This is a genomic window from Planococcus maritimus (assembly GCF_001687625.2).
Classification (GTDB): Bacteria; Bacillota; Bacilli; order Bacillales_A; family Planococcaceae; genus Planococcus; species Planococcus maritimus.
The window spans coordinates 1,794,138-1,818,596 of sequence record NZ_CP016538.2 but is presented as its reverse complement, the minus strand read 5'-3'; the positions used below and the strand labels follow the sequence as shown (position 1 = coordinate 1,818,596).

General features: G+C 47.6%; 19 protein-coding genes and 1 other RNA gene. 16 read left to right on the top strand and 4 right to left on the bottom strand.

From position 1 onward, the window contains the following. Nucleotides 1-10 precede the first annotated feature (10 nt). Together BBI11_RS09155 and recU are read right to left on the bottom strand one after the other, a co-directional pair. Nucleotides 11-2,137, bottom strand: coding sequence for a transglycosylase domain-containing protein (locus tag BBI11_RS09155; protein ID WP_237150253.1), 2,127 nt, complete (start codon nt 2,135-2,137; stop codon nt 11-13). Between the two features lie 27 nt (nt 2,138-2,164). Further along, on the bottom strand, nt 2,165-2,767 hold the full coding sequence (gene recU, locus BBI11_RS09150; RefSeq protein WP_068462603.1) for a Holliday junction resolvase RecU: 603 nt from the start codon (nt 2,765-2,767) through the stop codon (nt 2,165-2,167). Between the two features lie 190 nt (nt 2,768-2,957). Here recU and BBI11_RS09145 point away from each other — a divergent pair, with 190 nt between their 5' ends. The 12 genes from BBI11_RS09145 to BBI11_RS09090 all read left to right on the top strand — a co-directional run bounded on the left by BBI11_RS09145 (nt 2,958) and on the right by BBI11_RS09090 (nt 19,123). Next, nucleotides 2,958-3,326, top strand: a complete 369-nt coding sequence (locus BBI11_RS09145) for a YppE family protein (RefSeq protein WP_068462602.1) — start codon at nt 2,958-2,960, stop codon at nt 3,324-3,326. Continuing rightward, nucleotides 3,323-5,593 carry a DEAD/DEAH box helicase gene (locus BBI11_RS09140; protein ID WP_068462600.1) on the top strand — a complete coding sequence of 757 codons (2,271 nt, stop codon included), beginning with the start codon at nt 3,323-3,325 and terminating at the stop codon, nt 5,591-5,593. The genes BBI11_RS09145 and BBI11_RS09140 overlap by 4 nt, the downstream gene beginning before the upstream one ends. A 4-nt stretch (nt 5,594-5,597) precedes the next feature. Next, nucleotides 5,598-6,854, top strand: coding sequence for a ribonuclease H-like domain-containing protein (locus BBI11_RS09135; RefSeq protein WP_068462598.1), 1,257 nt, complete (start codon nt 5,598-5,600; stop codon nt 6,852-6,854). A gap of 75 nt (nt 6,855-6,929) precedes the next feature. After that, complete coding sequence (gpsB, locus tag BBI11_RS09130) at nt 6,930-7,223, top strand: cell division regulator GpsB (RefSeq protein ID WP_068462597.1); 294 nt, start codon at nt 6,930-6,932, stop codon at nt 7,221-7,223. A 48-nt stretch (nt 7,224-7,271) separates the two neighbouring features. Beyond that, nucleotides 7,272-7,650: RNase P RNA component class B (gene rnpB / locus BBI11_RS09125), an RNA gene on the top strand. A gap of 178 nt (nt 7,651-7,828) precedes the next feature. Beyond that, nucleotides 7,829-8,962 carry a THUMP domain-containing class I SAM-dependent RNA methyltransferase gene (locus BBI11_RS09120; protein ID WP_068462595.1) on the top strand — a complete coding sequence of 378 codons (1,134 nt, stop codon included), beginning with the start codon at nt 7,829-7,831 and terminating at the stop codon, nt 8,960-8,962. Nucleotides 8,963-9,015: 53 nt separating this feature from the next. Further along, the gene (locus tag BBI11_RS09115) at nt 9,016-10,923 is read left to right on the top strand and encodes an ATP-dependent DNA helicase (RefSeq protein WP_068462591.1); all 1,908 of its coding nucleotides are present in this window, start codon (nt 9,016-9,018) and stop codon (nt 10,921-10,923) included. A gap of 449 nt (nt 10,924-11,372) precedes the next feature. Further along, a complete protein-coding gene (locus BBI11_RS09110) occupies nt 11,373-12,866 on the top strand; it encodes a carboxypeptidase M32 (RefSeq protein WP_068462590.1) in 1,494 nt (497 codons plus the stop codon). Between the two features lie 63 nt (nt 12,867-12,929). Then, nucleotides 12,930-13,688, top strand: coding sequence for an SDR family NAD(P)-dependent oxidoreductase (locus BBI11_RS09105; protein WP_068462588.1), 759 nt, complete (start codon nt 12,930-12,932; stop codon nt 13,686-13,688). A 357-nt stretch (nt 13,689-14,045) separates the two neighbouring features. Then, nucleotides 14,046-17,627 (top strand): dynamin family protein, encoded by a 3,582-nt coding sequence (locus BBI11_RS09100; RefSeq protein ID WP_068462586.1) that lies wholly within the window; start codon nt 14,046-14,048, stop codon nt 17,625-17,627. Nucleotide 17,628: 1 nt separating this feature from the next. Beyond that, nucleotides 17,629-18,561 (top strand): sulfurtransferase, encoded by a 933-nt coding sequence (locus BBI11_RS09095; RefSeq protein WP_068462584.1) that lies wholly within the window; start codon nt 17,629-17,631, stop codon nt 18,559-18,561. 82 nt (nt 18,562-18,643) lie between these two features. Continuing rightward, nucleotides 18,644-19,123 carry a DinB family protein gene (locus BBI11_RS09090; protein ID WP_068462581.1) on the top strand — a complete coding sequence of 160 codons (480 nt, stop codon included), beginning with the start codon at nt 18,644-18,646 and terminating at the stop codon, nt 19,121-19,123. Nucleotides 19,124-19,328: 205 nt separating this feature from the next. Here BBI11_RS09090 and BBI11_RS09085 read toward each other — a convergent pair whose 3' ends face one another. Continuing rightward, nucleotides 19,329-20,642, bottom strand: a complete 1,314-nt coding sequence (locus BBI11_RS09085; RefSeq protein ID WP_237150252.1) for a hemolysin family protein — start codon at nt 20,640-20,642, stop codon at nt 19,329-19,331. A 167-nt stretch (nt 20,643-20,809) separates the two neighbouring features. Between BBI11_RS09085 and BBI11_RS09080 the strand changes: the two genes are divergently transcribed. From BBI11_RS09080 to BBI11_RS09065, 4 genes are all read left to right on the top strand, one after another. Next, nucleotides 20,810-22,390, top strand: a complete 1,581-nt coding sequence (locus BBI11_RS09080; RefSeq protein ID WP_068462580.1) for an amidohydrolase — start codon at nt 20,810-20,812, stop codon at nt 22,388-22,390. Nucleotides 22,391-22,392: 2 nt separating this feature from the next. Then, entirely contained in the window at nt 22,393-23,112 is a 720-nt protein-coding gene (locus BBI11_RS09075; RefSeq protein ID WP_068462578.1) for an SDR family NAD(P)-dependent oxidoreductase, read from the top strand. 17 nt (nt 23,113-23,129) lie between these two features. Further along, a complete protein-coding gene (locus tag BBI11_RS09070; RefSeq protein ID WP_237150251.1) occupies nt 23,130-23,330 on the top strand; it encodes a hypothetical protein in 201 nt (66 codons plus the stop codon). Between the two features lie 138 nt (nt 23,331-23,468). Continuing rightward, a complete protein-coding gene (locus tag BBI11_RS09065; protein WP_068462577.1) occupies nt 23,469-23,726 on the top strand; it encodes a hypothetical protein in 258 nt (85 codons plus the stop codon). Between the two features lie 45 nt (nt 23,727-23,771). Here BBI11_RS09065 and BBI11_RS09060 read toward each other — a convergent pair whose 3' ends face one another. Continuing rightward, nucleotides 23,772-24,416: an SDR family oxidoreductase gene (locus BBI11_RS09060; RefSeq protein WP_068462574.1), complete on the bottom strand. Its 645-nt coding sequence runs from the start codon at nt 24,414-24,416 to the stop codon at nt 23,772-23,774. Between the last annotated feature and the right edge of the window lie 43 nt (nt 24,417-24,459).

The following is a 24,459-nucleotide window of genomic DNA, read 5'->3' as shown; positions in this document are numbered from 1 at the left end:
ACTTCTGCTCTTAATCCAGAAGGTCGGTCAGGGTCTGCCACAAATCGCTCTGATATTGTACTGGGCTCTGTCCCCTAGCAAACAATTCTTCACTACGCATACTCCACGGAGTGAACGGACTTGCCAAACGGAGTGGCTCTGTGCCGACTTCGATAACTTCTTCCGTCACGGATTCCGGCTGTTGGAAGCTCGCCGTTTCCGGTGATGAAATTTGGCTCATCACTTGTTTGTATAAGCGCTGTGCAAGCAAGCGCTCGTCTGAAGCGGTGTCGATTGGTGTTCGAACATCAGGATAGCCGCTCCACACAGAGATGGAATAATCCGTTGTATATCCAGCAAACCAGACATCCCGTGCAGAACTTGCATCAAGCCCGTATTCTTGAAGTTTGTCTTCAGAATAATTGGATGTCCCTGTTTTGCCTGCCATGTCGAGGCCGCTAATGGCGGCTTCTTTACCGGTTGAACCAGCAATGCTCGTGTCAACGACATCACGCAACATGTCCGTCACCATGTAAGCGGTGCTGTCTTTCATCGCTGTCACTGGTTCAGGAGAGACCACTTCTTCTGTGGATCCGTCGCGGAAGACAATTTTCTTGATCGTATGTGGTTTGGTAAATACCCCGTTATTGCCGAATGCTGCAAATGCACCTGCCATGTCTACAGAGGAAATTTGTTTCTCGGGTGTTCCAAGTGCAGCCGACTCGAAAATTCCACCGAAATCCAAGCCAAGTTTTTTAGTGAAGTCAGTAGCGTTATCAGATCCGACTTCTTCCAAAGTTTTGACGGCTGGGATATTGCGTGAGCGATATAGGGATTCGCGTGCTGTCATTGGCCCAAGAAATTCGCCATCAACGTTGCGAATTTCCTGGCCACTGCTATAGGAATATTCTTCATCGACCAATGTCTGTCCAGTCGACCAATCTAAATATTCGATCGCCGGTCCGTAGCTGACTAGCGGTTTGATTGTCGAACCGATAACGCGGTCTCTAGAAGTTGCGTAGTTTCTGCGCACATCGCCTTCATATTCACGGGCAGCTCCAATTGCACTAATCCCGCCAGTTTTCGTATCGACAATCGTCATCGCGGATTCAACATCTTCATCGAAGAAGAGGTCCGATGCCATTGTTTCATTTACGCGTTCTTGAACATATGGCTCGAGCGTCGTATAAATTGTTAAGCCTTCATCGAGCGAATAATCGCCTTCGAGCGCTTCGAGTTCATCAACGACCATTTCCATAAATGCTGTATATTCGGTGCTTTCTTCTGTAGTAGTACGCTGATCTTCAGGAACAAGGGTCGATTCGACTGGCGTGCTCCATGCTTCTTCTTTTTGGGCAGCATCGATTTTTTCGTGCTGTTCCATCAAATTCAAGACCACATCGCGGCGCTCTTCAGCGGCTTGCGGGTTCTTGAACGGATTGTAGCGGTTCGGGCTTTGCGGCATGCCAGCAAGCAATGCGGCTTCGTGGAGTTCCAGTTCCGCCGCTGGTTTTCCAAAAAATTGCTGTGCCGCTGTACCGAACCCGTAAGTGTTGCCTGACATCAGGATTTTGTTGAAATACATCTCGAAAATTTCTTCTTTTGAATATTCTTGTTCGAGCTTGAATGCCAAGTAGGCTTCCTGTGCTTTACGCTTTAATGTTTTTTCATTGGACAGGAAAGAGTTCTTGATGACCTGTTGCGTGATGGTGCTGGCACCTTGTGATCCAAAGCCGCCGGTGACGTTCGCGATAACCGCACCGCCGAGGCGAATCACGTCGATTCCAGAGTGTTCATAGAAACGGTTGTCTTCTGTTGCCAGAATCGCGTCTTCTAACACTTTCGGAATATCATCATATTCCACGTATTCACGATTTTGAGCCGTGAAATAAGGAATCTCGGTTTCGCCATCATTGGCAAGGAATACTGGGCTAATCGGGTCTCTCAACAGTTCTTCATCGAGCTCGGGCGCACTGGACGCATAAACTGCAAATAAGACGACCCCGAACAAAAATCCGGCAACCGCTAATGCGGCAATGGCCAAAAATCCTCTCTTGATCCAGGTTTTAGCACCGGATTTCTTTTGTTTGTTCGAATGCTTTCGTTGCCGTTCAATTGATTTTCTGCGTTCTTCACGCGATATTTTCTTGTCACTCACAAGCGCTTCCTCACTTTCATGTATATGCTATGTCATTAGCTGATGGAGCACGGATAAATAATCGATTCTCGGGAAAGCGCCCGGCTTCACTTCAACCGAAGCTTCTTCTACTTCCGCCAAGGTCATGGACTTCCTGCCGCCTGCGATCATGCGGTTCCAATATGTTTCCAGGGTCTCAAACGGCAAGACGAAGTAACGGTCGAGAGAAGAGAATCGGATGATGAGAAATGCAAGGCCTCCGTGGCGGATAATGTCTGCCATATGATGCACTTGATGCTCATGAATGTTCTTCAGCGGGAAAGAGGTCCGGATTTCCGTTTCTTTCGCTTCAAAGTCGATATAGCGCCCTTGCCAAAGCCCATTGTAATCGGTCGTCGACGGAGCTTGGAAATAAGCTTCCCGGATGACCGCAGCGCTTCGTGACGGGTATTCGACTCGGACGATTTGTACGGGCACGGGCTTTTTGTGGATAACGGCAAGGCCACGCTGCAAATAGAAACTATTCGTTTCATTGAGCTCATCTTCAAGTGTTTTTCCCCGGTTACTGAAGGATACATCTTTTTTCTTTTTCTGCACCGGTTGATCTTTTGGCGGAGAAAATTTTTTTCCGTTTGGGTAATTGATCGCCATTTGTGATACACCTCGCTTACTTTATCATATCACACGCTCCTAGACGATAAATATGATGAAAGGTTTCCGAACTTTATTCCTAATAATAGCGGATTTCTGTGCCATCTCCAACTGAAAAGAATGCTTGTTCGGCAAACTGTATCTGACATGACAGATTGTGATAAACTTATGGCTATGGAGGGGGAAGAATATGGACCTCAAGCAATTATCAACCAAACTATACGAAGAATGCGATATGTGTCTTTCACGTTTTAAGAAAATGCGTGAGCTGGACGCAGATCCTGATTTTTTTCAAGACGTTAAACCGTATGCCGATAAATGGCATGCTGCCATAGAGGAATGGAAAGATGCTTCGTTACTATTTATTCGCAACGAACGGCCGAAATACGTCCATAAGCTGCAAATCGATAATGCAGCGGAAGGCATGGGGCAAGTTTTCGTGCAAAGTTTCTATAAGGATACGAGCAAAAAGCGTTTTGTCCAAACGATACAAGCGGCTCAGTATACGATACAGACTTTGCTGACAGCGATAGATGAAAAAGGCGATGAGAAACAATGAGAATCAAAAAGACCATACCGGAAATCCTTGCAGAATGGAAAGTGGAACCGGAGATGATGGAACGTATTTACCATTGGCACACAAAGCCTGAGAAACCGGCAAGTTACGCCGATTTCCCGGAAGCGATGCACGAGAGCCTGAAACGGGCACTTCGCAAAAAAGGCATCGAACAATTGTATACCCATCAACGCCAGGCGTTTGACTTGGCGCAGTCCGGCCAGTCGTTCACGGCCGTCACGCCAACTGCGTCCGGAAAATCTTATTGCTATCATTTACCGGTGCTGCACAAGATTTTGAATGATCCAAACGCACGCGCCTTGTACTTATTTCCGACCAAAGCATTGGCGCAAGACCAGAAAAGCGATTTACATGATTTGATCGAAAAAACCGAGCAGTCGATCCTGTCCTATACCTATGATGGGGACACGTCTCCATCGATCCGGACGAAAGTACGCAAAGCGGGGCAAATCGTCATGACCAATCCAGACATGCTGCATTCCGGGATTTTGCCCCATCACACGAAATGGGTGTCTCTTTTTGAGAACCTTCATTATATAGTGATCGATGAGCTTCATACGTATAAAGGCGTATTCGGCACTCATGTTGCGCATGTCATCCGTCGCCTCAAGCGCATTTGCAACTTTTATGGCAGCGACCCGGTCTTTATCTGTACGTCAGCAACAATTGCCAATCCGAAGCAGCTGGCTGAAAGTTTGACCAATACCGCCCATGAGCTGATCGACCAGAACGGCGCGCCAGCTGGCAAAAAACATATCCTGTTTTATAATCCGCCGATCGTCCATCCGACGTTCGGTGTCCGTCGCAGTGCCGTACTTGAAGTGAGGGATTTGGCAACTTACCTCGTCAAGCAAGGCGTCCAAACGATTGTTTTTGCTAAATCACGCGTACGCGTGGAAATGCTGGTAACTTATTTAAACGAAATTACCAAATATAAGTTGCAGGATGAATCGATTAAAGGCTACCGTGGCGGTTATTTGCCATCCGAACGCCGCGCCATCGAAAAAGGCTTGCGCGATGGCTCTATTCAATGCGTCGTTTCGACCAATGCGCTCGAACTCGGCGTCGATATTGGCCAATTGCAAGCGTGCATCATGACCGGCTATCCTGGCAATATCGCGAGCGCTTGGCAACAGGCAGGGCGTGCCGGCAGACGCCAAGACGAATCGCTCGTTGTCTATGTCGCCCAGTCAACGGCACTCGACCAGTACATCATCAATCATCCGGAATATTTGCTCGACCAATCGCCGGAAGAAGCGCGCATTCATCCGGAAAATATTATTATCCTAATGGATCATTTAAAATGCGCCTCGTTCGAATTGCCGTTTTCGACAGACGATATGTACGGCGAATTTGATGTCCAGTCTTTACTTGAATACCTTCAAGAAGAAGGCGTTCTCGTCCGGACGTCCGACCGTTGGCATTGGATGAGCGACCGCTTTCCGGCGCACGATATATCCTTGCGCTCTGCGACACAGGAAAATGTTGTTATCGTCGACCAATCAGTGCCAGCTGACACGCGAGTTATCGGCGAGATGGATCGCTTCAGCGCCATGACGCTTTTACACGAAGAAGCCATTTATCTTCACCAAGGCACCCAGTTTCAAGTAGAGATTTTGGATTGGGAAGAGAAAAAAGCGTATGTGCGCGAGGTGGATGTCGATTACTTTACCGACGCGAACCTCGCGATTGAATTGAAAGTCATCAGCGAAGACAAAAACCGCAAGCTTCATCAGTCGAATGTATTCTACGGCGATGTAGCGGTGCTTGCCATGCCGACAATCTTCAAGAAAATCCGCTTTGATACGCATGACAATATCGGCTCAGGACCGATATCACTGCCAGCCGAAGAATTGCATACGTCTTCGACTTGGCTTAGTTTTGACAAGCCTGCTGATTTCAGCGATTCCGATCTATCAGACATGATGACCGGTGCGGCTTACGCTATCGAAAGCTTTATCCCGATATTCGTGCAATGCGACCGGCGGGATGTCCATGTCGTGCCGCAAGTGAAATCACCGCATAATGACCAGCCGTCGTTTTTCATCCATGACTCATACCCAGGCGGCATTGGCATCAGCGAGCGCATTTATGATTTGTGGCAACCGCTGCTCGAAAAAGCACGGCAACACGTTACGGAATGCCCATGCTTCGATGGCTGCCCGGCATGTATCGGGGCGCAGGACGCAGCGATGGATATGAAAGGGCGCGTCATTGAATTGCTTGTGGAATTGGAGAAAGAGGGGTGAGCGTATGTCTTTTGAAAACAAGCTGATGCAGATGAAAGGCATGCTGAACAAAAAACCGGCAGCAAAAAAAGCGCAAACGGCTCCCGTACGCCCGGCTCACGAAGAGCAATGGAAAGAAATTGGCTTAACCTTAAAAGAAAATAAATTCGGCTTTGTCTATGAGAAAAAAATAGAGTACCCGCTCAATTACTGCCATGGCAACGTCGTAATCGGTGAACTCGACCGTGTGCTTAACGCTTGGCAAGATACCGATTACGAGCATCCATTTAAACTTACGGAACAAGCGCCTTTGCTGTTTTTTGATACGGAAACGACAGGCCTCGGAGGGACGGGTGCGTATATTTTCTTGCTCGGTGTGTTGGAAAGAAAAGCGGACAGTTTTGAAATGACCCAATGGATCATGCCGGATCCTTCCCAGGAAGCTGCATTCCTTTATGAATCGAATTTGTGGCAAGCGGAGGACTCCGTGATTTTCTCCTATAATGGCAAAAGTTTCGACTGGCCGCAGCTTCATTCGCGATGGACCATGCACCGGGGCATATTGCCGAAGTTGCCGGACCCTCACCAGCTCGATTTGTTCCACGGGACGAAACGGATCTGGAAAAATGAATTGCAGCGGCTCAAGCTCAGCGTTATCGAAGAAGAGAAGCTTGGATTCGCCCGCAGCGGGGATGTGCCGGGATATTTGATCCCTGCGATCTATCTTGATGCGGTCAAAAGCGGATTTCCAGAAGGGTTGGCGAAAGTGCTGTACCATAATGAACTGGACATCCTTTCGCTCGTGTCGCTTTATATCCGCTCTTCCGATTTGCTGATGGAGGATCTCTCGAGCGAATCGAGCGGTGCTTATACGAACATCGGCAAATGGTATGCGGATTTGAAGCAATTCGACCAAAGTGCGGCTTATCTTGAGCATGTCACATTGGAACGGGGAGCTGCAGGGGCACTGGCTCGCTTTTTGCTGGCGGTACAGAAAAAACGCAAAGGTGAACATGCGGAAGCGCTTCAATTGTTTAAAGAAGCGGCGCCTCATCTGCGTGGACCTTTGGAAGTAGAAGCATGGGTGCATTTGGCGAAACTTCATGAACACCAGTTTAAAGACCTTGACCAGGCACTTGTCATGACTGGATTTGCTAAAGAAGCAGCCAGTCACACAAAAGTTCGAAAGTCGATAACCGACGATTTGATTAAACGCGAATGGCGGCTGGAAGAGAAAAAACGAAAAAAAGCCGCTGAATCTACGGTTCACAGAACACGATAAATATCGCTTATGCTATACTAGCCGTAAGGAATAGACATATTTCGCCAAGTTTCTTTTAATGGAAGGACGATTTGAATGGACATTAAATATGCAGCAAAAGACATTCTAGAAAAAGACTTTAAAACCGCTATGCGCGGCTACAACCAGGATGAAGTAGACCATTTCCTGGATGAAGTCATTCAAGACTATGAATTGTACAACAAAAAAATCGAGCAATTGCAAAACGAAAACCGCCGTTTGCGCGCAGAGCTGGAAGAATCGCCAAAAAAGCAAGCGACTCCCGCCCCTGGAACGACCAATTTTGATATTTTGCGCAGATTGTCCCATTTAGAAAATCATGTGTTCGGCAATAAACTCGATAATCGCTAACAGACTTGTCAACGATAGCCGAATAGCGTATACTTAGTTAGCCATTTAAAATTCTGGCAATCGCTCCCGCACTAGAGGCGGGAGAGGAAAGTCCATGCTCACACGGATCTGAGATGACCGTAGTGATCGCGCCCAGCGAAACAATAAGCTGGGGCAGCATTTATGCTGACGGCGGGTAGAACGCCTAAGTCTTCGGATATGGCCGAAATACCCTGAAGGTGCCACAGTGACGGAGCTGTCTAGGAAACTATGCAGGTGGAACGAGGTAAACCCCGCGAGTGAGAAACCCAAATTATGGTAGGGGCACTTTTCCAAGGGAATTGAACCGACGGAAGAGGCGGAGTGAATCTGCAGATAGATGATTGCCATCCGCTAGTACGAGGCTTCGGCTGTTTGAGTACGCGGAGACAAAACATGGCTTATAGAATTTTGAATGGTCTTAACTTATCTTTTTGAAAGGCTCTCCTGTCGGGGAGCCTTTCTTCATATGAACAAAGAAAATTGAAAACGGCAAAACTTACTAAAGCATTGGCTGGCGCATATCGAAAACGCTCATGCCAAACAAAAAAATGCAAATGAGGCATGAACACAGAAAGGAAGTTGTTATGACTAGCTACAAATTACTGGCCACTGCCGCAATGGGACTTGAATCCATCGTGGCGAATGAAGTGAAAGAACTTGGATACGAAACGACGACAGATAATGGGAAAGTATTTTTCGAAGGCACGGCACGGGACATTGCGAAAACCAACCTTTGGCTACGCACCGCTGACCGCGTAAAATTGATCGCAGGCGAATTCGAAGCGACTACTTTCGATGAGTTGTTCGAACAGACAAAAGCAATCGAATGGGAAAAATATTTGCCGGTCGACGCCGAATTCCCGGTACAAGGGAAATCAGTCAAATCGAAGCTTCACAGCGTGCCGACTTGTCAATCAATCGTTAAAAAAGCCATCGTTGAACGCATGAAAAAAGCTTATCACCGCAATGCCTTCTTGGATGAATCAGGCCCGCGCTTTAAAATTGAAGTATCGATCTTAAAAGATAAAGTGCAATTATCGATCGACACAAGCGGTGCTGGACTTCATAAACGCGGTTACCGCGTCGGACAAGGTGAAGCTCCGCTTAAGGAAACTTTAGCGGCAGCGCTGATCAAATTGTCTCGCTGGAGCCCGGACCGCCCATTTGTCGACCCATTCTGCGGTTCAGGGACAATCGTTATCGAAGCGGCGATGATCGGGCAGAACATCGCGCCAGGGTACAACCGGGAATTCGATAGTGAACAATGGCCATGGATTGGCTCTAAGATTTGGGATGAAGTTCGCGCAGAAGCGGAAGAACAAGCGGATTATGACCAGCCGCTGAATATCCTCGGTACGGACATCGACCACCGAATGATCCAAATTGCTGAAGAAAATGTCATCGAGGCCGGCTTTGCTGGACTTGTGCGCTTGCAACAACGCCAAGTAACAGATTTCACAACCACTGAAGAAAACGGTGTCGTCGTCGGCAACCCGCCATATGGCGAGCGGATCGGCGAAATCGAAGTGATTGAAGAAATGATCGGCGATATGGGACAAATGTTCTCAAAATATCCGACATGGTCTGTGTACATGCTGTCGTCAATGGAAGGCTTTGAAAAGCTCTACGGCCAAAAAGCGACGAAAAAACGCAAATTGTATAATGGCTTTATCCGCACGGACCTGTTCCAATTCTGGGGAGAGCGTCCAAAAAAATAAACGAGAAAACGGAAGGGCTGCTCGCCCTTCCGTTTCTCTATGAGGGGTTTTATATGAGACAAGCATTGCCATTTCCATTATCTAAAGATAAAACATTCTTTGACTCATTGAACGATTGGATCGGGGATATCTTCTACGATATATTGCCTGAAAAAGGTTATGAACTCCGCGATGAACAGATTTTCATGTCGTTTCAATTGGAAAAAGCATTAAAAGAAAGACAAGTGCTGTTTGCAGAAGCGGGTGTCGGGACAGGCAAGACAATGGCTTATTTATTGCCCGCTATCGCTTATGCACGTTATACAGGAAAGCCTGCACTCATTTCATGTGCAGACGAAGCTTTGATCGAGCAATTGGTCAAAAAAGGCGGCGACATCGACCGGTTAGACGAGTTGTTCGATTTGAATCTAGATGTCCGTCTCGCCAAATCACGTGACCAGTATTTATGCTTGCAACGATTTGAAGGGGCGAAAAAACGCAGCGAAGCGGATTTTCTCGACCATATCGAAGACACGCTTCCCGAATTCGTCAACAAAACTTATTCGATGCAGCAAATGTATCCATATGGCGAACGCTCGAGTTATCCGGAACTGACGGATGATCAGTGGCAGCAAGTCAATTACCACCCCATCCAAAACTGCAATGCTTGCGATATGCGCAATAAATGCGGATTGACCTTGCACCGCAACCATTACCGGGAAGCGACCGATCTCGTCATCTGCTCACACGATTTTCTGATGGAGCATATTTGGACAAAAGAAAACCGCAAGCATGAAGGCCAAGCCCCGTTGCTTCCGGAAGTTTCTCAAATTGTGCTTGATGAAGGGCATTTACTCGAGTTTGCGGCACAGCGCGCACTGACTTATGAAGTACAGGAAAGCTCGCTTTACGATGTTACGGAAAAAGTCATGGTCGACGGTGTCCGTGAAAAAACGCTCGGTTTGATTGAACGGACAATTGATTTGCATACCGAATTTTTCCGCGTGCTGCGAAGCAATTTGATCCCAAGCGAGGAAGACCGCAAAGCGATTCGGGAAGATCCGCTATTGAAACGCATCGGAACGGAATTGATCAAAACGGTCGATACTTTGTTGGAGGAGTTCGTCTTCGAAGGCGAATTGTTCAGCATTCCCGAATACGAACTGAACTTGGCCGAGGAGTATTTCGAGCAATACAACTTCTCGATGGGCTTGTTTGTTGAAAATGGCGATGCCATCAGTTGGCTCGAAGAAAAAGACGAAATTGAAACTTTAGTGATCATGCCGCGCCTTGTCACAGATATTCTTGAAGAAAAATTGTTTGAAGGCAAATTGCCAATCGTCTTTTCTTCCGCTACCTTATCCGTAGCTAAAGATTTCACTTATTTGGCGGATACGCTAGGCATCGATGACTTCGAGTCATTCTCGGTGCCATCTCCGTTTGAATACGAAGAAGTGATGGAAATCTTCAAACACCCCGTTGCACAGGAAGAAAAAGCGTCCCGTGTCATGGAGTTGGCAGCGGAAGGTGGACAGACTTTAGTGCTCTTTAAATCTAAAGCCGCCATGCAATCTTTCAAACGTGCAGTGCCGACAGATTCATCAATTGCCATCGAATTTGAAGGCGACCGTGAATTGTCTTCTGTTGTGCGTGATTTCCAAGAAGGCAAATTCCAAGTATTGTGCTCTCACCATCTATGGGAAGGCATGGACTTGCCAGGAGATGCCTTGACCAAAGTCATCATTGTCGATTTGCCAATGCCGCCAAGCGATCCGGTATTTGATGCCAAACGCAAATTCAGCGAACATCCGCTTGAAGAGATCGACTTGCCATTCATGCAGCTGCGGCTGCAGCAAGGCGTCGGACGGCTTATCCGTTCTTCTTCCGACCACGGCGAAATTCATTTGCTGTTGACTGAAGAAGAACTGCGCATTGAACACCTCTGGCAGAATGTTTTGCCGGTAGCGGCGAAAAACCGTTGAATAAGATATAAGCTTTAGAAGAGGCTGTCTCATAAGTCCCTAAAATAAAACAGACGGAGAAAAAATTCTTTTTCTCTGTCTGTTTTTGATTTATCGGTGAGGCACCTGAGAGTAGTTGGCTGATGAGAATGGAGACGGCGACTCCAGCGGGAACAGTGACTGAGCGAAGCGAAGGAGCGACGCGAGCCGAAGACCCTGGACTGAGCGAAGCGAGGGAAGCGGCTAAGGCCGTGCCCGCGGAAAGCGTCCGTCGAAATGGACATCAGCCATTTCTTTAGAAGAAAAGAGACTGCCCCTAAAAGTCACTTTTCATGACCTTTTGGGAGAGCCCCTATTTTTGTTTTTTCATTGATGTTCCAACTGAAAATTAAAATTGGCAAAGCTAGAGCGGCGAAGAAAAGCCTCCTTATGGTACAATAAATCGGTAAAGAAGGAGGAATATTGTGTCAATGGAACAACAATTCAGGGAACTACACCAGAAAATGACAAGTTATAACGAAGCGATCTCCTTGCTGTACTGGGATATGCGCACAGGTGCACCGAAAAAAGGACAAGACTTACGTTCGGAGACGATCGGAACCTTATCTTCCGACCTCTTTGCATTGTCCACATCCGAGGACTATGGCAAGCTAATTGCTGAACTGAAAACGCAACAAGGCTTATCAACGGCCATGCAGCGTTCGGTAGAAGAGTCGGACCGTGAATACCAATTGAATGCCAAAATTCCACCGGAAGAATACCGTGAGTTTGTCGTCTTAACAAGCAAAGCGGAATCCGTTTGGGAACAGGCGAAAGAACAAAAAGATTTCGCGATGTTCCAGCCGTATCTCGAGCAACTCGTGGAAACGACGCGCCGCTTTGTCGGGTATTGGGGCATGAAAAACGGCAGTGTCTACAACACGCTTTTGGACCAATACGAGCCAGGCGTTACGACCGAGCAGTTGGATAAAGTGTTTGGACAGTTGAGAGAACGCATCGTGCCGCTCGTCAAACAAATCCAAGAATCTGAAAATCAGCCAAATACGGAATTTTTGTATGGGCACTTCCCGAAACAAGCCCAACAGGATTTCAGTTTGGATGTCTTGCAACAATTGGGCTATGATTTCGAGGCAGGACGTCTAGACGAAACGGTGCATCCATTTATGATCGCTGTGAACCGTGGAGATGTCCGAGTGACGACCAAATATGATGAGCAGGACTTCCGCACGGCCGTCTTCGGTACGATCCACGAAGCGGGACATGCCTTGTATGAACAAAACATCAGCAGTGAATTAAGTGGCTTGCCGGTCGATGGCGGTTCTTCCATGGGCATCCATGAATCGCAATCTTTGTTCTTCGAAAATTTTGTCGGGCGCAATGAGTCATTCTGGCGCAATAACTACGAAAAATTCTTATCGTATGCACCCGACTCATTCAAAGCGGTAACGCTTGATGAATTCCTTGCAGCGATCAATGAATCAAAACCTTCGTTAATCCGCATCGAAGCAGACGAATTAACTTATGCTCTTCATATTATGATCCGCTACGAATTGGAGAAAGGGCTATTCGATGGCGATTACGAAGTGAAGGACCTTCCAGTCTTGTGGAACGATAAATACGAAGAATACCTAGGAATCCGTCCGGAACACGACGGAGAAGGTGTGCTTCAGGATGTCCACTGGGCAGGCGGCAGCTTTGGCTATTTCCCTTCCTATGCACTGGGTTTACTATATGCAGCGCAATTCAAAAAAGCCATGCAACAAGATATCCCGAATTTCGATGAGCTATTGGCGAATGGAGAAATCGGGCCCGTCACGGCATGGCTAACGGATAAAGTCCACCAACACGGTGCGGTGAAAAAACCACTTGAACTGCTAGAAGAAGCAACAGGAGAGGGCTTGAATGGAAGTCATCTAGCCGACTATCTCGAAGCGAAATATACTAAGATTTATCAGCTGAAGTAATGCTCGACAACATGCAGAAGATATCGACTAAGTGAATAACAAATGACTAAGGGGGCTGTGCCTGTGTTGGCATCTTTTCGACTAGAAGGCAAGACCGCCATTGTGACTGGCGCAGGGAAAGGCATTGGGCGCTCTATCGCGCTTGCACTCGGTGAAGCAGGAGCAAACGTCCTGCTCGTTGCGCGGACTGAAAGCGACCTCGAACAAGTGTTGCAGGAAATGGATAGCGAGCGCACGTCCTATGCAGTGGCGGATGTAACGAATCGCAACGACATTCAAACTGCAATCGAACAAGCCATCGAGCGGTTCGGTAGTATTGATATACTTGTCAATAATGCGGGGATGAATATCCGGTCAAAACTAGATGATGCGACGGACAGCGAATGGCATAAAATCATGGACACCAATTCACAGAGTGTATTCATGTTTTCCCAGGAAGCTTCCAAACATATGACTAAAGGGGCGTCGATCATCAACGTCAGTTCCGTCGGTGGCGATCGGGCATTGAAAACCGGCGTCATCTATGCAGCTTCTAAAGCAGCAATTATTCAAATGACTAAAGTGATGGCGATGGAGTGGGGCGAACGCGGTATCCGCGTCAATGCAATTGGTCCTTGGTACTTCCGCACGCCATTAACTGAGAAAGTGCTTTCGGATCCGCAATACATGGATGAAATTCTTGCTGTTACACCGCTTAAACGTGTCGGCGAGTTGCCAGAAGTGGCTTCGCCTGTCGTGTTCTTGGCTTCGGATGCTGCAGGCTATATCACGGGGCAGACTTTGTTCATTGACGGCGGCATGTCGATCCACGGATTTTCCTGAAGAAACATCCTTCCGGTAATGGAAGGTTGTTCAGAATGTTAAAGAAGTCTATAAGCTCCTATAAACAAAAAGAGTGTGAAACTATTTCACAATGAAAAAATCAATGAATGGTCCTAGTATTTGGAGAAGTGTTCGCTCGACTCCGGTGGTAAAGCGAGACGACCGAGACCCCGCAAGGAGCACAGCGACTGAGGAGGCTTGGGCGCGAGCCCACGGAGTCGTGCGATAAGCTTCGGAAAATACGACTTTTTAACTTTCTCGACAGCTTTAACATCCTTCCAGTAATGGAAGGATGTTTTTCGTTCTGCCGGAAAAAATGATATGATGAATAGAAGTAACGGTGAAGGAGATATACATATGACAGCGACAGACCATAAGCAAGAATTAATCGAAACGGCGCATCTTTACCGGATTTTCAAAGACAACGAAGACACGGAACGCAAAGAAAAAGCCGAATTGTTTGCGCGCAAAATATTGAAAGACCAATTCATCATCGGCTTTGCCGGCCATTTCTCCTCTGGAAAATCGTCGATGATTAACGCGTTGACGGGAGAAACTTTATTGCCATCAAGCCCGATTCCAACAAGCGCCAACATCGTCAATGTCCACAAAGCAGAAAAGGATTACGCAATCGTCAACCGAAGAGAAGATCGTCCTGTGTACTTCCCAGAGAATTACGATTTCCAGGCGGTTAAGGATTTCTGTAAGAGTGGCGATGTTACGCAAATTGACATTGGGCATTCGGCATCGGTATTGCCAGAGGGCATCACGGTCATGGATACGCCAGGTGTCGATTCGACGGATGACGCCCATAGAATGTCGACAGAATCTGCCTTGCACGTAGCGGACATGGTGTTTTATGTGATGGATTATAACCACGTGCAATCCGAATTGAATTTTAATTTCACGCGGGAATTGCAAAAATATACGGACCTTTATTTGATCGTCAACCAAATCGATAAACATCAGGAAAGCGAAATGAGTTTTGAAGAATTCGAGCAATCGGTGTCCGATAGTTTTTCAGCCTGGGGCGTCGAACCAAAAGGCATCTTTTTCACTTCTTTAAAAGTCCACGACTTCCCCGGCAATGAATTTCCGGAAGTTAAACAGCTCGTCTCTTCGGTCATGGACAATTGGCAAGGGCATCTTGGTGAAGCCACAGCTTCTGCTATGCGCCAATTAAAGGATGAACATATCGGCTTTTTGGAAGATGAAAAAGCAGAGCGGCTGGAAGCATTCTCAAATGTGTTGTCAGAAGAAGAATGGGCTGCGCGCGAAGACTTGAAAAAAGAGCACGAACTGATCAAGCGCCGTAGTTCGGTTCAGGACTACGACACTTGGCGAGCGAATTTCGAGAAAAAGCGCAAAGAGTTGCTGGAAAACGCCAATATCATGCCCTATGAAGTAAGAGATGCGTTAAGTCCTTATATCGAAGCTCGTCAACCAGGATTCAAAGTGGGCTTGCTGTTCAGCGGCAAAAAAACCGAGGAAGAGCGAGAGAACCGTAAAAAAGATCTTCAAGACAAGTTATCGAAAACGATCGACTCCCAAATGTCGGGCCATTTAAAAAAATTGATGAAGACTTCACTCCGAGAAGCGGGCTTGTTGACGGATAATGAGTCGCTGGAAATCGACAAAATGCAATTCGACTTGCCGTTTACAGTCGTTGAAGAGAATGTTCCTGAAACGGCCACGATGACGGCGGATACGGTGCTGAATGTCAGCAAAAGTTTGACTGCCCAAGTGCAGCGCTGGCTCATCCAGGAAACCGATCCATGGAAAGCCCGCCAACAGCAAAGCTTTGAAGGGCTGCCGGACGATGCGGGAGTGGAAATCGACATGAAATCCGAATCGCTCGAACAGAAAGTGCATGCAATCCGTACGCTTGAGGAAATGGACGAAGCGATCGATAAAGTCAAAAAATCGTTCACGGCCATATTGCCAAAGCAAATGGATGCGGCGGAACAACAAGTAGCGAATTGGCAGGAAGAATTTGATTTGTCGGCTGACGACATGGTGGAATTTACGCCGTCGATGCTTGAAGAGGCAGAACAGCAGCACTGGGAAGATGGCGAAAACGCACAAAAAGCAGAACTGGCTTCGTTCGATGAACAGGAAGTCCTGTCGCGTGTCAATCAAACCGCCGATATTCTGGAGCCAGTCCGTGGATTCGCAGAGACGGTCGCCTATTTAAAGCGCAAAGCGAAGCGCTTAGAAGGCCAAGAATTCACCATCGCCTTATTCGGTGCTTTTAGTGCCGGAAAATCCTCTTTTTCAAATGCTTTGATGGGCGAGACGGTATTGCCGGTCTCCCCGAACCCGACAACTGCGACCATCAACCGTATTCGCCCGGTCGCTGAAGCGCATCCACACGAAACGGCCGATGTGCGTTTGAAGACCGTGGCGGCCATGACGGAAGATGTCAAAAATTCGTTTGCCGTCTTCGGTATAAATGTCGCAACACTAGAGGAAGCTTATGCCAAAACAGATACCTTGCCAGATGAAGCAACGTCTGAGCAGCAAATCCACAAGTCGTTTTTGCTGGCGTTTAAAGGCGGCTATGAAGCTTTCTCTAGAAATCTTGGTGAAACCTTACGCGTCAACCGCGAAGAATTTAGCTTGTACGTCGCCAAAGAAGAGCGCAGTTGTTTTGTGGAGGAAATCGATTTTTATTACGATTGTGAATTGACGAGAAACGGCGTGACTTTAGTGGATACACCGGGTGCGGATTCGATCAATGCGCGCCACACGAATGTCGCTTTCGAATACATCCGCAATGCTGATGCTGTTTTATTCATCACTTATTACAACCACGCCTTTGCCCGAGCAGACCGCGAGTTTTTGATCCAGCTCGGCCGCGTAAAAGATGCCTTTGAAATGGACAAGATGTTTTTCGTAGTCAACGCCATCGATTTGGCGAATAGCGAAGAAGAAAAGCAGGCAGTCATCGATTATGTCGGCAATGAATTGCAGCGATTCGGGATCCGTTTTCCGCGCTTGTTCGGCGTATCAAGCTTGCAGGCCTTGAAAGATCGCGCTGTGTCCGGCATGCAGGAGTTCGAAGAAGACTTCCAACATTTCCTGAAAGAAGAACTGAAAGGAATGGCGGTCCAGTCGCTTTCTGAAGAAGAACAGAAAACGGTAGACCGTTTCCGCCATTTGATCCAGTCGACTGAGAAAAACTTGGAACGTAAGGATGAACGGTTAGAAGAGTTAAAGCAAGTGGAACAAAAAGTTCGCAAACGCTATAGCGAGACGATGGCGCCAGTGTTGGAGCAAGAAGCGAGCCAAGAGCTTGGCGAATTATTGTATTACGTCAAGCAGCGCGTGTTCTATCGTTTTAATGATTTCTTCAAAGAAGCCTTCAACCCTTCCTTGTTTTCAAGGGAATCATCAAAGCAAGCGCTCGAAACGGCTTTGCGCGATTTGCGGGAAATGACGGCTTTCGATTTTCAGCAAGAGATGAGAGTGACCAATCTGCGTCTTGCGCGGTTTGTTGAGAAAAAGTTGACGGAACGCTTTAAAGACGATGCGGCCAAACTAAAGGACTGGAATGCTGAGTTCTCCTTACTTCCATACGAAGTGAAAGAAGCACAGCTCTTAGAAGCTGGGCAACCGTTTAACGAGGCCGACTACTCCACAGTCAAATCGTATTACAAAAACAATAAGAGCTTTTTTGAGAAAAATGAAAAAGAAGCGATGCGTGACGCCCTGCAGGGAATGATGGAACCGGACGCTGACCGTTATTTGGAGCAGGAAAAAGCTGCATTAATTGAATGGGCGGAGTTCTGGATTGAACAAGAAGCGGAAGGGTTGCGGCAGCATATCCAGCGCCAAGCAATCGAACAGATCGAATCAGAACGCAGCCTACTACAGCAAAGCGAGATTTTGACACAATGGAAACAATTGCATGAAAAATTGATGGAAGGCAGGGGATAACATGACTGTTTTTATTGAAACGGTAGACACAGAGAATATTCGGTGGATCGATGCGCGTTTTGACTTGAAGGATTCCGCTTGGGGACGCAAAAGTTTTGCGGCGGAACACGTAAAAGGTGCGATTCACTGGGATTTAGAGAGCGATTTGTCTGATATGGCGTCAAACAACGGCCGCCATCCAATGCCAGGCAAGGAACAGCTCACACAATTGTTCCAAGCGGCTGGTTTGGAGTTGACCGATACAATCGTCGTCTATGACCAAGGAGGCTCTCCCTACGCTGCGCGGGCTTGGTGGCTGCTCACTTATGCCGGATTTGAAAATGCCCATATCAGCCGCGTCGGGTTTAACGAATTGAAGCAGCAAGGCGTTGCCACTTCAACAGAGCTGACAGCATACTCGGCGTCATCAGTGACTCCGGAGTTTCATGATCAATTGCTGGCGACAAGAAGCGATGTACAGCAAATCGTCGATGGCAAAGAATTGGGCGTCTTGATCGACGCGCGTTCAGCTGAACGCTATGCCGGAACAAGTGAACCAATCGATGCGGTCGCCGGCAGAATACCGGGCGCACGCAATTATGATTGGTCTCAACTGGTATCGAATCAGGCGTTCCGCACCGACGAAGAGTTTGGCAACTTGCTACAGCCGAAAGAACCGGCTGTTGTATATTGCGGCAGCGGCGTCACGGCAGCGGCCTTGTATGCCATGCTTGCAGAAAAACAACACGAAGGTTTGAAGTTGTATGTTGGCAGTTATTCTGACTGGATCTCTGATGAGGACAGTGTTGTGGAGTTTGACCGCGACGAGCATCCGGAAGCGGCAGATGACCAAACAAAAGCCGTATTGGCCAAATTGATCGAAGAAGGCTATACGGGCGAAATGTTAATGAAGAAATTCGAATACGAGAAATCGTTGTTACAAGACAAAGAATAAGAAAAATGGGGACGCCTCGATACTAGCAGGTTCCCCATTTTCTGCGTTGACTAAAACAGCAACCAGCAATCGGAGGACGCTCATGAAGACGCTATTTCACTATAATTGGATAGTTAGAGAAGAATGGTACCAATGGTGCGAAAAAATCAGCGATGAAGAACTGCTGAAGAAACGAACAGGCGGCATTGGCGGCATTCTTGAAACACTGTTTCATATTCTAGACGTGGAGTGGAGTTGGATCCGTGTATTGCAAGGAAAATCGGATTTTAAAGGAACTTTCGATGACTATCATAGCCTTGAAAAAATACGCGCACTGGATTCACGCTTCAAGGAGGAAGTCGAAGAATTTGTTGCCAATTGGGACAGCCACATGGAAGACCGCATTCTTGTTTCTACCGACAAAGACGGTACCGAATACAGGGACCGCTGGGGCGATGTGATGCATCACATTATCGCACATGAAATCCACCATATCGGCCAATTATCAGTGTGGTCGCGTGAATTGAACCGCCAGCCGGTTTCAGCCGATTTGATGGGCAGAGATCTTGGTAGCACAGAATAGCAAGAGGACAAAGGGGAGTCTCTTTGTCGTCTTTTTATGTAAGGGGGGTGTTTACCCTTTACATATAACGGCAGATTCGAAAATTCAGCTTCAAATAGAAAACATGCATCATTGGAGCTATAGTCAATTTACGCCAATAAGTAATGAAAAAAAGAGAGCTGTCTCAAAAGTCGTTTTTCCTGACTTTTGAGACAGCTCTCTATTTTTAGGCTGTAATTTTTTTATTTAATTGAACAGTAATAATCTGGTGATTTTCCATCTCGCGCACGATAAAGCGGAAGTCGGTCAAATCGATGACCCCGCCTTCTGCGATGTCGGTATCCATCATCTGGACCCAGCCGCCGACAGTATCGATGTCTTCGCTTTCCTCGAATTCGATTGGGAAGCGGGCTTCAAGTTCGGACAATAGCACACGGCCGTTGACGAGAAAATTATGGTGATCCACACGTTTGATGTCGTCGGTTTCGTCGTGGTCGAATTCGTCTCGGATTTCGCCGACAATTTCCTCCAAGATATCTTCCATTGTGATGACGCCGGCCGTACCGCCGTATTCATCAACGACGATCGCCATATGAACGTGCTGGCTTTGCATGCGCAATAGCACATCCTGGATTGGCGCCTGATCATGGACGAACGGCAAATCGTGGATCGTTAAGCTTTTGGAGAGATCTCCGGCTGTTGTATAACTTGTCAACAATTCTTTAATGTTAACAAAGCCAATGATAGCATCTTTATCACCTTCCTCGGTGACAGGATAGCGTGTATATTGATGTTCTTCTATAATTTCCATTAATTCATCGTGGTCCATCTCTAGTGAAATAGTAATCATCTGCGTTCTTGGCAACATGATGTCTTTTGCCAGCCGCTCATCAAAGGAAAAGATGTTTTGCATATACGCCAGCTCGTTCTGGTTGATCTCGCCGCTCTGATAACTTTCGTGCATCAAATGCTTTAAATCTTCTTCAGAATGACCGTACTCCGGCTGCAATGTCCGAATGCCAAGAGGACGTAACAAGAGCCGTGCCGCCGCATTAAGAAGCCAAAGCACCGGTGCAAACAAACTGCCGGCAAGACTCAGGGCAGGCGCGAGGCGAAATGCTGCGCGTTCTGCATACTGTGCGGCTAAAGCTTTCGGCGCCAGTTCTCCGATGATCGCACGGACGATAAAGACCAGTACGAGCACCGCGATGTATGCGACAGGGCCCGCCGCAGCGGAACCGGCATAATCTGTTACGGACCGCACGGCAGGCAGCTCGGCGATGTTTTTCGACAGCCAGCCAAGGCCAATTGCCGTGATGGCGATGCCGAAGCGCGAAACGGATAAATAATAGTCAAGATTATTGCTGATTTTTTCCAGCCAATTGGCGTTTTTGCGCCCTTCCGATAAGGCTTGTTCAATACGCGATAAGCGCACCCGGATAATGGAGAATTCCGCTCCTACAAAAAAAGCGGTAAAAAATAAAAGAATACTTGCGGTTGTGATATAAAGATAAAATATACTGTCCAATTCGTCCCCCATGTCCGGGAGCTCACCTCAGCTTTCTAAAGTTGTGCATAGTATATCATAAATGGGGGATGCATGTATTTGTGTGTGTATGCAGAAAAAGTTTACTGTTTCCAGCCAAACTTATTGAATGCACTGAAAAATATATTTATGATGAACAAAGAGAAAAGGAGTGGTATTAGATGAAGGTGCTTATTTACGGTGGACAAATTTACACGATGACAACAGAGGGCGAAACTGTCGATGCGGTTCTCGTCTCTGATGATCGCATAGAAAAAACAGGTTCATATGAGGAATTGCATCAACTAGCCGACAAGGAAATCGATTTGGCCGGCCGCACCATGTATCCAGGGCTTGTCGATAGCCACCTGCATCTGATCCAGCACGGAGAAAAGCTGATGCGCGTCGATTTGTCGAAAATCGACAGTTCAGACGATATGAGACAACAATTGATCCAGTCGACGCAAAACCATTCAGGCGATGAATGGTTTATCGGCGAAGGGTGGAATGAAAACAATTTCCCGGACCGGAAAATTTTCCACCGCAGCGAACTCGACGCTATCTGTGAATCACCCATGATGCTAAAGCGCGTATGCCGCCACGCGGTACTTGCCAATTCACGTGCGCTTGAGCTAGCAGGTATTACGAAAGAAACCGTAGATCCAGAAGGCGGCGTCATTGTCCGCGATACGAACGGCGAACCGACAGGCTATTTGCTCGATGCCGCACAGGATTTAGTAGCTAATGTCGTACCGGAAGTGAGCGTCGAGTATTTGACGAAAGCGTTGAAAACTTCGGTTGACGATTTATTAAAACTCGGATTAACGGGCGGCCATACAGAAGACATGGGGTATTACGGCCATTATTCACGTCCACTGCAAGCTTTCCATAATGTCATCGGTAAGGAGACGAAGTTCCGTGCCCATTTGCTGCGCGCCCATGTGGCTTTTGAAGAAATGATGGAAAACGCTGAGTATCTAGAACCGTTTATCGACCCAGGCCCGATGAAATTATTTGCTGACGGTTCGATCGGCGGAAGAACCGCGCTGCTCAGCCGCCCCTATACAGACGACCCATCAACGAGCGGTGTGGCAATTCATTCAGACGAAGAATTAAAACGCCTCGTGTCGGTCGCAAGAAAACACGGCGAAGCGGTCGCTATCCATGTTATCGGTGACTTTGCCATGGAAAAAGCGCTTGACGCCATCGAAGCCTACCCAACGCCTGAAGGCAAACGAGATCGTCTGATCCATGCCATGGTGTTGAGAGCAGACCTACTCGAACGTCTGAAACAGCTTGACGTGGCACTCGATTTGCAGCCGAGCTTTGTGCCGTCTGATTTCCCATGGGTCGTGGAGCGCCTCGGCGATGATCGACTTGCTTTGTCGTATGCCTGGAAGACGCTATTGGATGAGGGCGTCATTTGCGCTGGCGGTTCCGATGCACCGATTGAGGAAGTCGATCCGCGCCAAGGCTTATTTGCGGCAGTTGCACGCAGAAGCCCTGAAGAAACGCATGAAGGCTATTTGCCCGACCAAAAGCTCAGCCGTTTCGAAGCGATTCGCCTGTATACTTACGGCAGCGCACAAGCGATTTGTATGGAACATCGCCGCGGCTTGATCAAAGAAGGATTCGATGCGGATTTCACCGTATTCGATCGTGATTTGTTCGAAGGGCCCGTTGAGCAATTACTAAACGCCGAAGTGGAAATGACAGTCGTCGCAGGCGAAGTGATGTATGAAAAAAATGGAGTAGAGGTGTAAGGATGGAAACGTTTATCATTACCGGTGCTTCAAAAGGCATCGGCCTAGCACTCAGCAAGCAATTAGCAGCATCCGGCCAGCAAGTGATTGGCATTGCCCGTTCGAAACCAACCGACTGGACAGGCGCGTTATTCATCACCCACGATTTGACCGATATTGACGGCATTTCCCAAGTCATGGCTCAAGCAGCACAGAATATTTCGGCTGAGACTGATGCGATCACGCTGATCAATAACGCCGGTACGGTTGAACCAATCGGCTTTGCAGCGGCCAACGAGAGCCAAGACATCGCGAAAAGCATCACCTTAAACTTGACCGCACCGATGAGTTTGTCCTCCGCTTTCTTGCGCGAGACAGAATCTTTGGAAAAGCGCCGCATCGTGAATATCTCCTCAGGAGCAGGAAGAAAACAAGTCCAGGGCTGGAGTGCTTATTGTGCGGGCAAGGCGGGCCTTGACCATTACACCACTTGCCTCGATGCAGAATACGATAACTTAAAAGCGGTATCCGTCGCGCCCGGCATCATCGACACCGGCATGCAAGAGCGCATCCGGGAAAGCGGGGAAGAGGATTTTCCGCAGATCGAGCATTTCCGTAATTATAAAAGCAGCGGCAAACTCAGCAGCCCGGAAGACACGGCAGCCGGCTTGATCCAATTGATGCAACGCCCGGATTTTCAGGAACTGCCGGTACTGCTTGATTTAAGGGAACTGCCGCAATAAAAAAGGGGGAAGCCCGATTGGCTACAAAACAGGAAATGCTGTCAAAATTGCGAGAAGCGGAGCGCGCCGGCATCGATTTGTCGAGCCCGAAAGCCGTGGTCACGCATATGCTGGCACAAGGCGATAAAGAGGCTGTGCTATGGTTTTATAAAAAAGGAAGCGTCGAATTCGATTTCGATTCTTACCACAAGCTGGTTGCAGAATTGAAAGCGGACTGAGCACGACCCCCATTTCACTAGACGTGGAGTGGGGGTTTTACTTGTTGTTTCAGCTGAAAGCAAGCCGCTTTCTGAGTTGGAATTGTGCTATAGTTGATTTAGGAAATGACTTAATCTTTAAAAAAGGGATGGAATGTAATGGACACATTGTTAATTATCGCAATCATTGGGGTGGCGGTTTTTGTCGGGATCGCATCGAAAAAATTTTACGATAAGCCTTATATTCTCAATTTTGGGATTGCGGCTTTGATGTTGCTTTTAGTTTTACAGTCGCTCATTATGCAGCCGATTACGGTGCTCGGCTATATTGCGATCGCAGTATGTTCGATCGCCTTTGTTTTCCAAGTGGTGATCGGCTATCGCAATTGGAAAAGCCAAGAGTATAAGAAAGCATAAAAAAGCAGGTGAAGAGAAATAATCTTCACCTGCTTTTTTATGTTATCAAATTGTCTTTAACGCGTTTTCGATAGAACTATTGCCTGAGGTCAACTCGAATACTTTGTTTTCGAGTTCTGTGTCTTTAAGACAGGCTACTATCACTGCTGCAACATCTTCTCGAGAGACGCTGCCGGGCTCGAGCTTACCGGCTGCAGCGATTTGGCCTGTTCCCGCTTCATCCGTCAACAAGCCTGGACGGACGATTGTATAGACAAGACTGCTCGATTGCAAGATACGATCGGCGTGGTATTTGGCAATGTAATAAGGTGTCATTTCTTTCGTCCAGTGTGAGCGATCATCGGCATGAAGCGCACTGACCATGAGAAAGCGGTCGATGCCGGCAAGTTCTGCAGCTTCGATGGCCTTGGCCGCGCCGTCTAAATCAACCGTCAAGGTTTTATCAGCGCCAGTTGAAGCGCCGCTGCCGGCGGTAAAGACGACTGCATCACAGCCAAGCATCGCTTGTTTTAGCTCCTCCACGCTACCTTCAAGACTCGCTAAAACTGTTTCCGCCTGCAGGTCTTCAAAAAATGCACGCTGTTCCGGTTTGCGGACCATCGCTTTCACCGTATGTTCCGGATGTTCCGCGAGCAAGCGTACCAAGTGCTGGCCGATCTTGCCGTTTGCTCCGATTACCAATGTTTTCATGATAATGTCCTCCTTTAAATAAGTTTACCTACATCCTATACCC

Coding starts and splice junctions, on each gene's coding strand:
- recU (WP_068462603.1), bottom strand. CDS start 2,767: ATGGCGATCAATTACCCAAACGGAAAAAAATTTTCTCCGCCAAAAGAT.
- BBI11_RS09145 (WP_068462602.1), top strand. CDS start 2,958: ATGGACCTCAAGCAATTATCAACCAAACTATACGAAGAATGCGATATG.
- BBI11_RS09140 (WP_068462600.1), top strand. CDS start 3,323: ATGAGAATCAAAAAGACCATACCGGAAATCCTTGCAGAATGGAAAGTG.
- BBI11_RS09135 (WP_068462598.1), top strand. CDS start 5,598: ATGTCTTTTGAAAACAAGCTGATGCAGATGAAAGGCATGCTGAACAAA.
- gpsB (WP_068462597.1), top strand. CDS start 6,930: ATGGACATTAAATATGCAGCAAAAGACATTCTAGAAAAAGACTTTAAA.
- BBI11_RS09120 (WP_068462595.1), top strand. CDS start 7,829: ATGACTAGCTACAAATTACTGGCCACTGCCGCAATGGGACTTGAATCC.
- BBI11_RS09115 (WP_068462591.1), top strand. CDS start 9,016: ATGAGACAAGCATTGCCATTTCCATTATCTAAAGATAAAACATTCTTT.
- BBI11_RS09110 (WP_068462590.1), top strand. CDS start 11,373: ATGGAACAACAATTCAGGGAACTACACCAGAAAATGACAAGTTATAAC.
- BBI11_RS09100 (WP_068462586.1), top strand. CDS start 14,046: ATGACAGCGACAGACCATAAGCAAGAATTAATCGAAACGGCGCATCTT.
- BBI11_RS09095 (WP_068462584.1), top strand. CDS start 17,629: ATGACTGTTTTTATTGAAACGGTAGACACAGAGAATATTCGGTGGATC.
- BBI11_RS09090 (WP_068462581.1), top strand. CDS start 18,644: ATGAAGACGCTATTTCACTATAATTGGATAGTTAGAGAAGAATGGTAC.
- BBI11_RS09085 (WP_237150252.1), bottom strand. CDS start 20,642: ATGGGGGACGAATTGGACAGTATATTTTATCTTTATATCACAACCGCA.
- BBI11_RS09080 (WP_068462580.1), top strand. CDS start 20,810: ATGAAGGTGCTTATTTACGGTGGACAAATTTACACGATGACAACAGAG.
- BBI11_RS09075 (WP_068462578.1), top strand. CDS start 22,393: ATGGAAACGTTTATCATTACCGGTGCTTCAAAAGGCATCGGCCTAGCA.
- BBI11_RS09065 (WP_068462577.1), top strand. CDS start 23,469: ATGGACACATTGTTAATTATCGCAATCATTGGGGTGGCGGTTTTTGTC.
- BBI11_RS09060 (WP_068462574.1), bottom strand. CDS start 24,416: ATGAAAACATTGGTAATCGGAGCAAACGGCAAGATCGGCCAGCACTTG.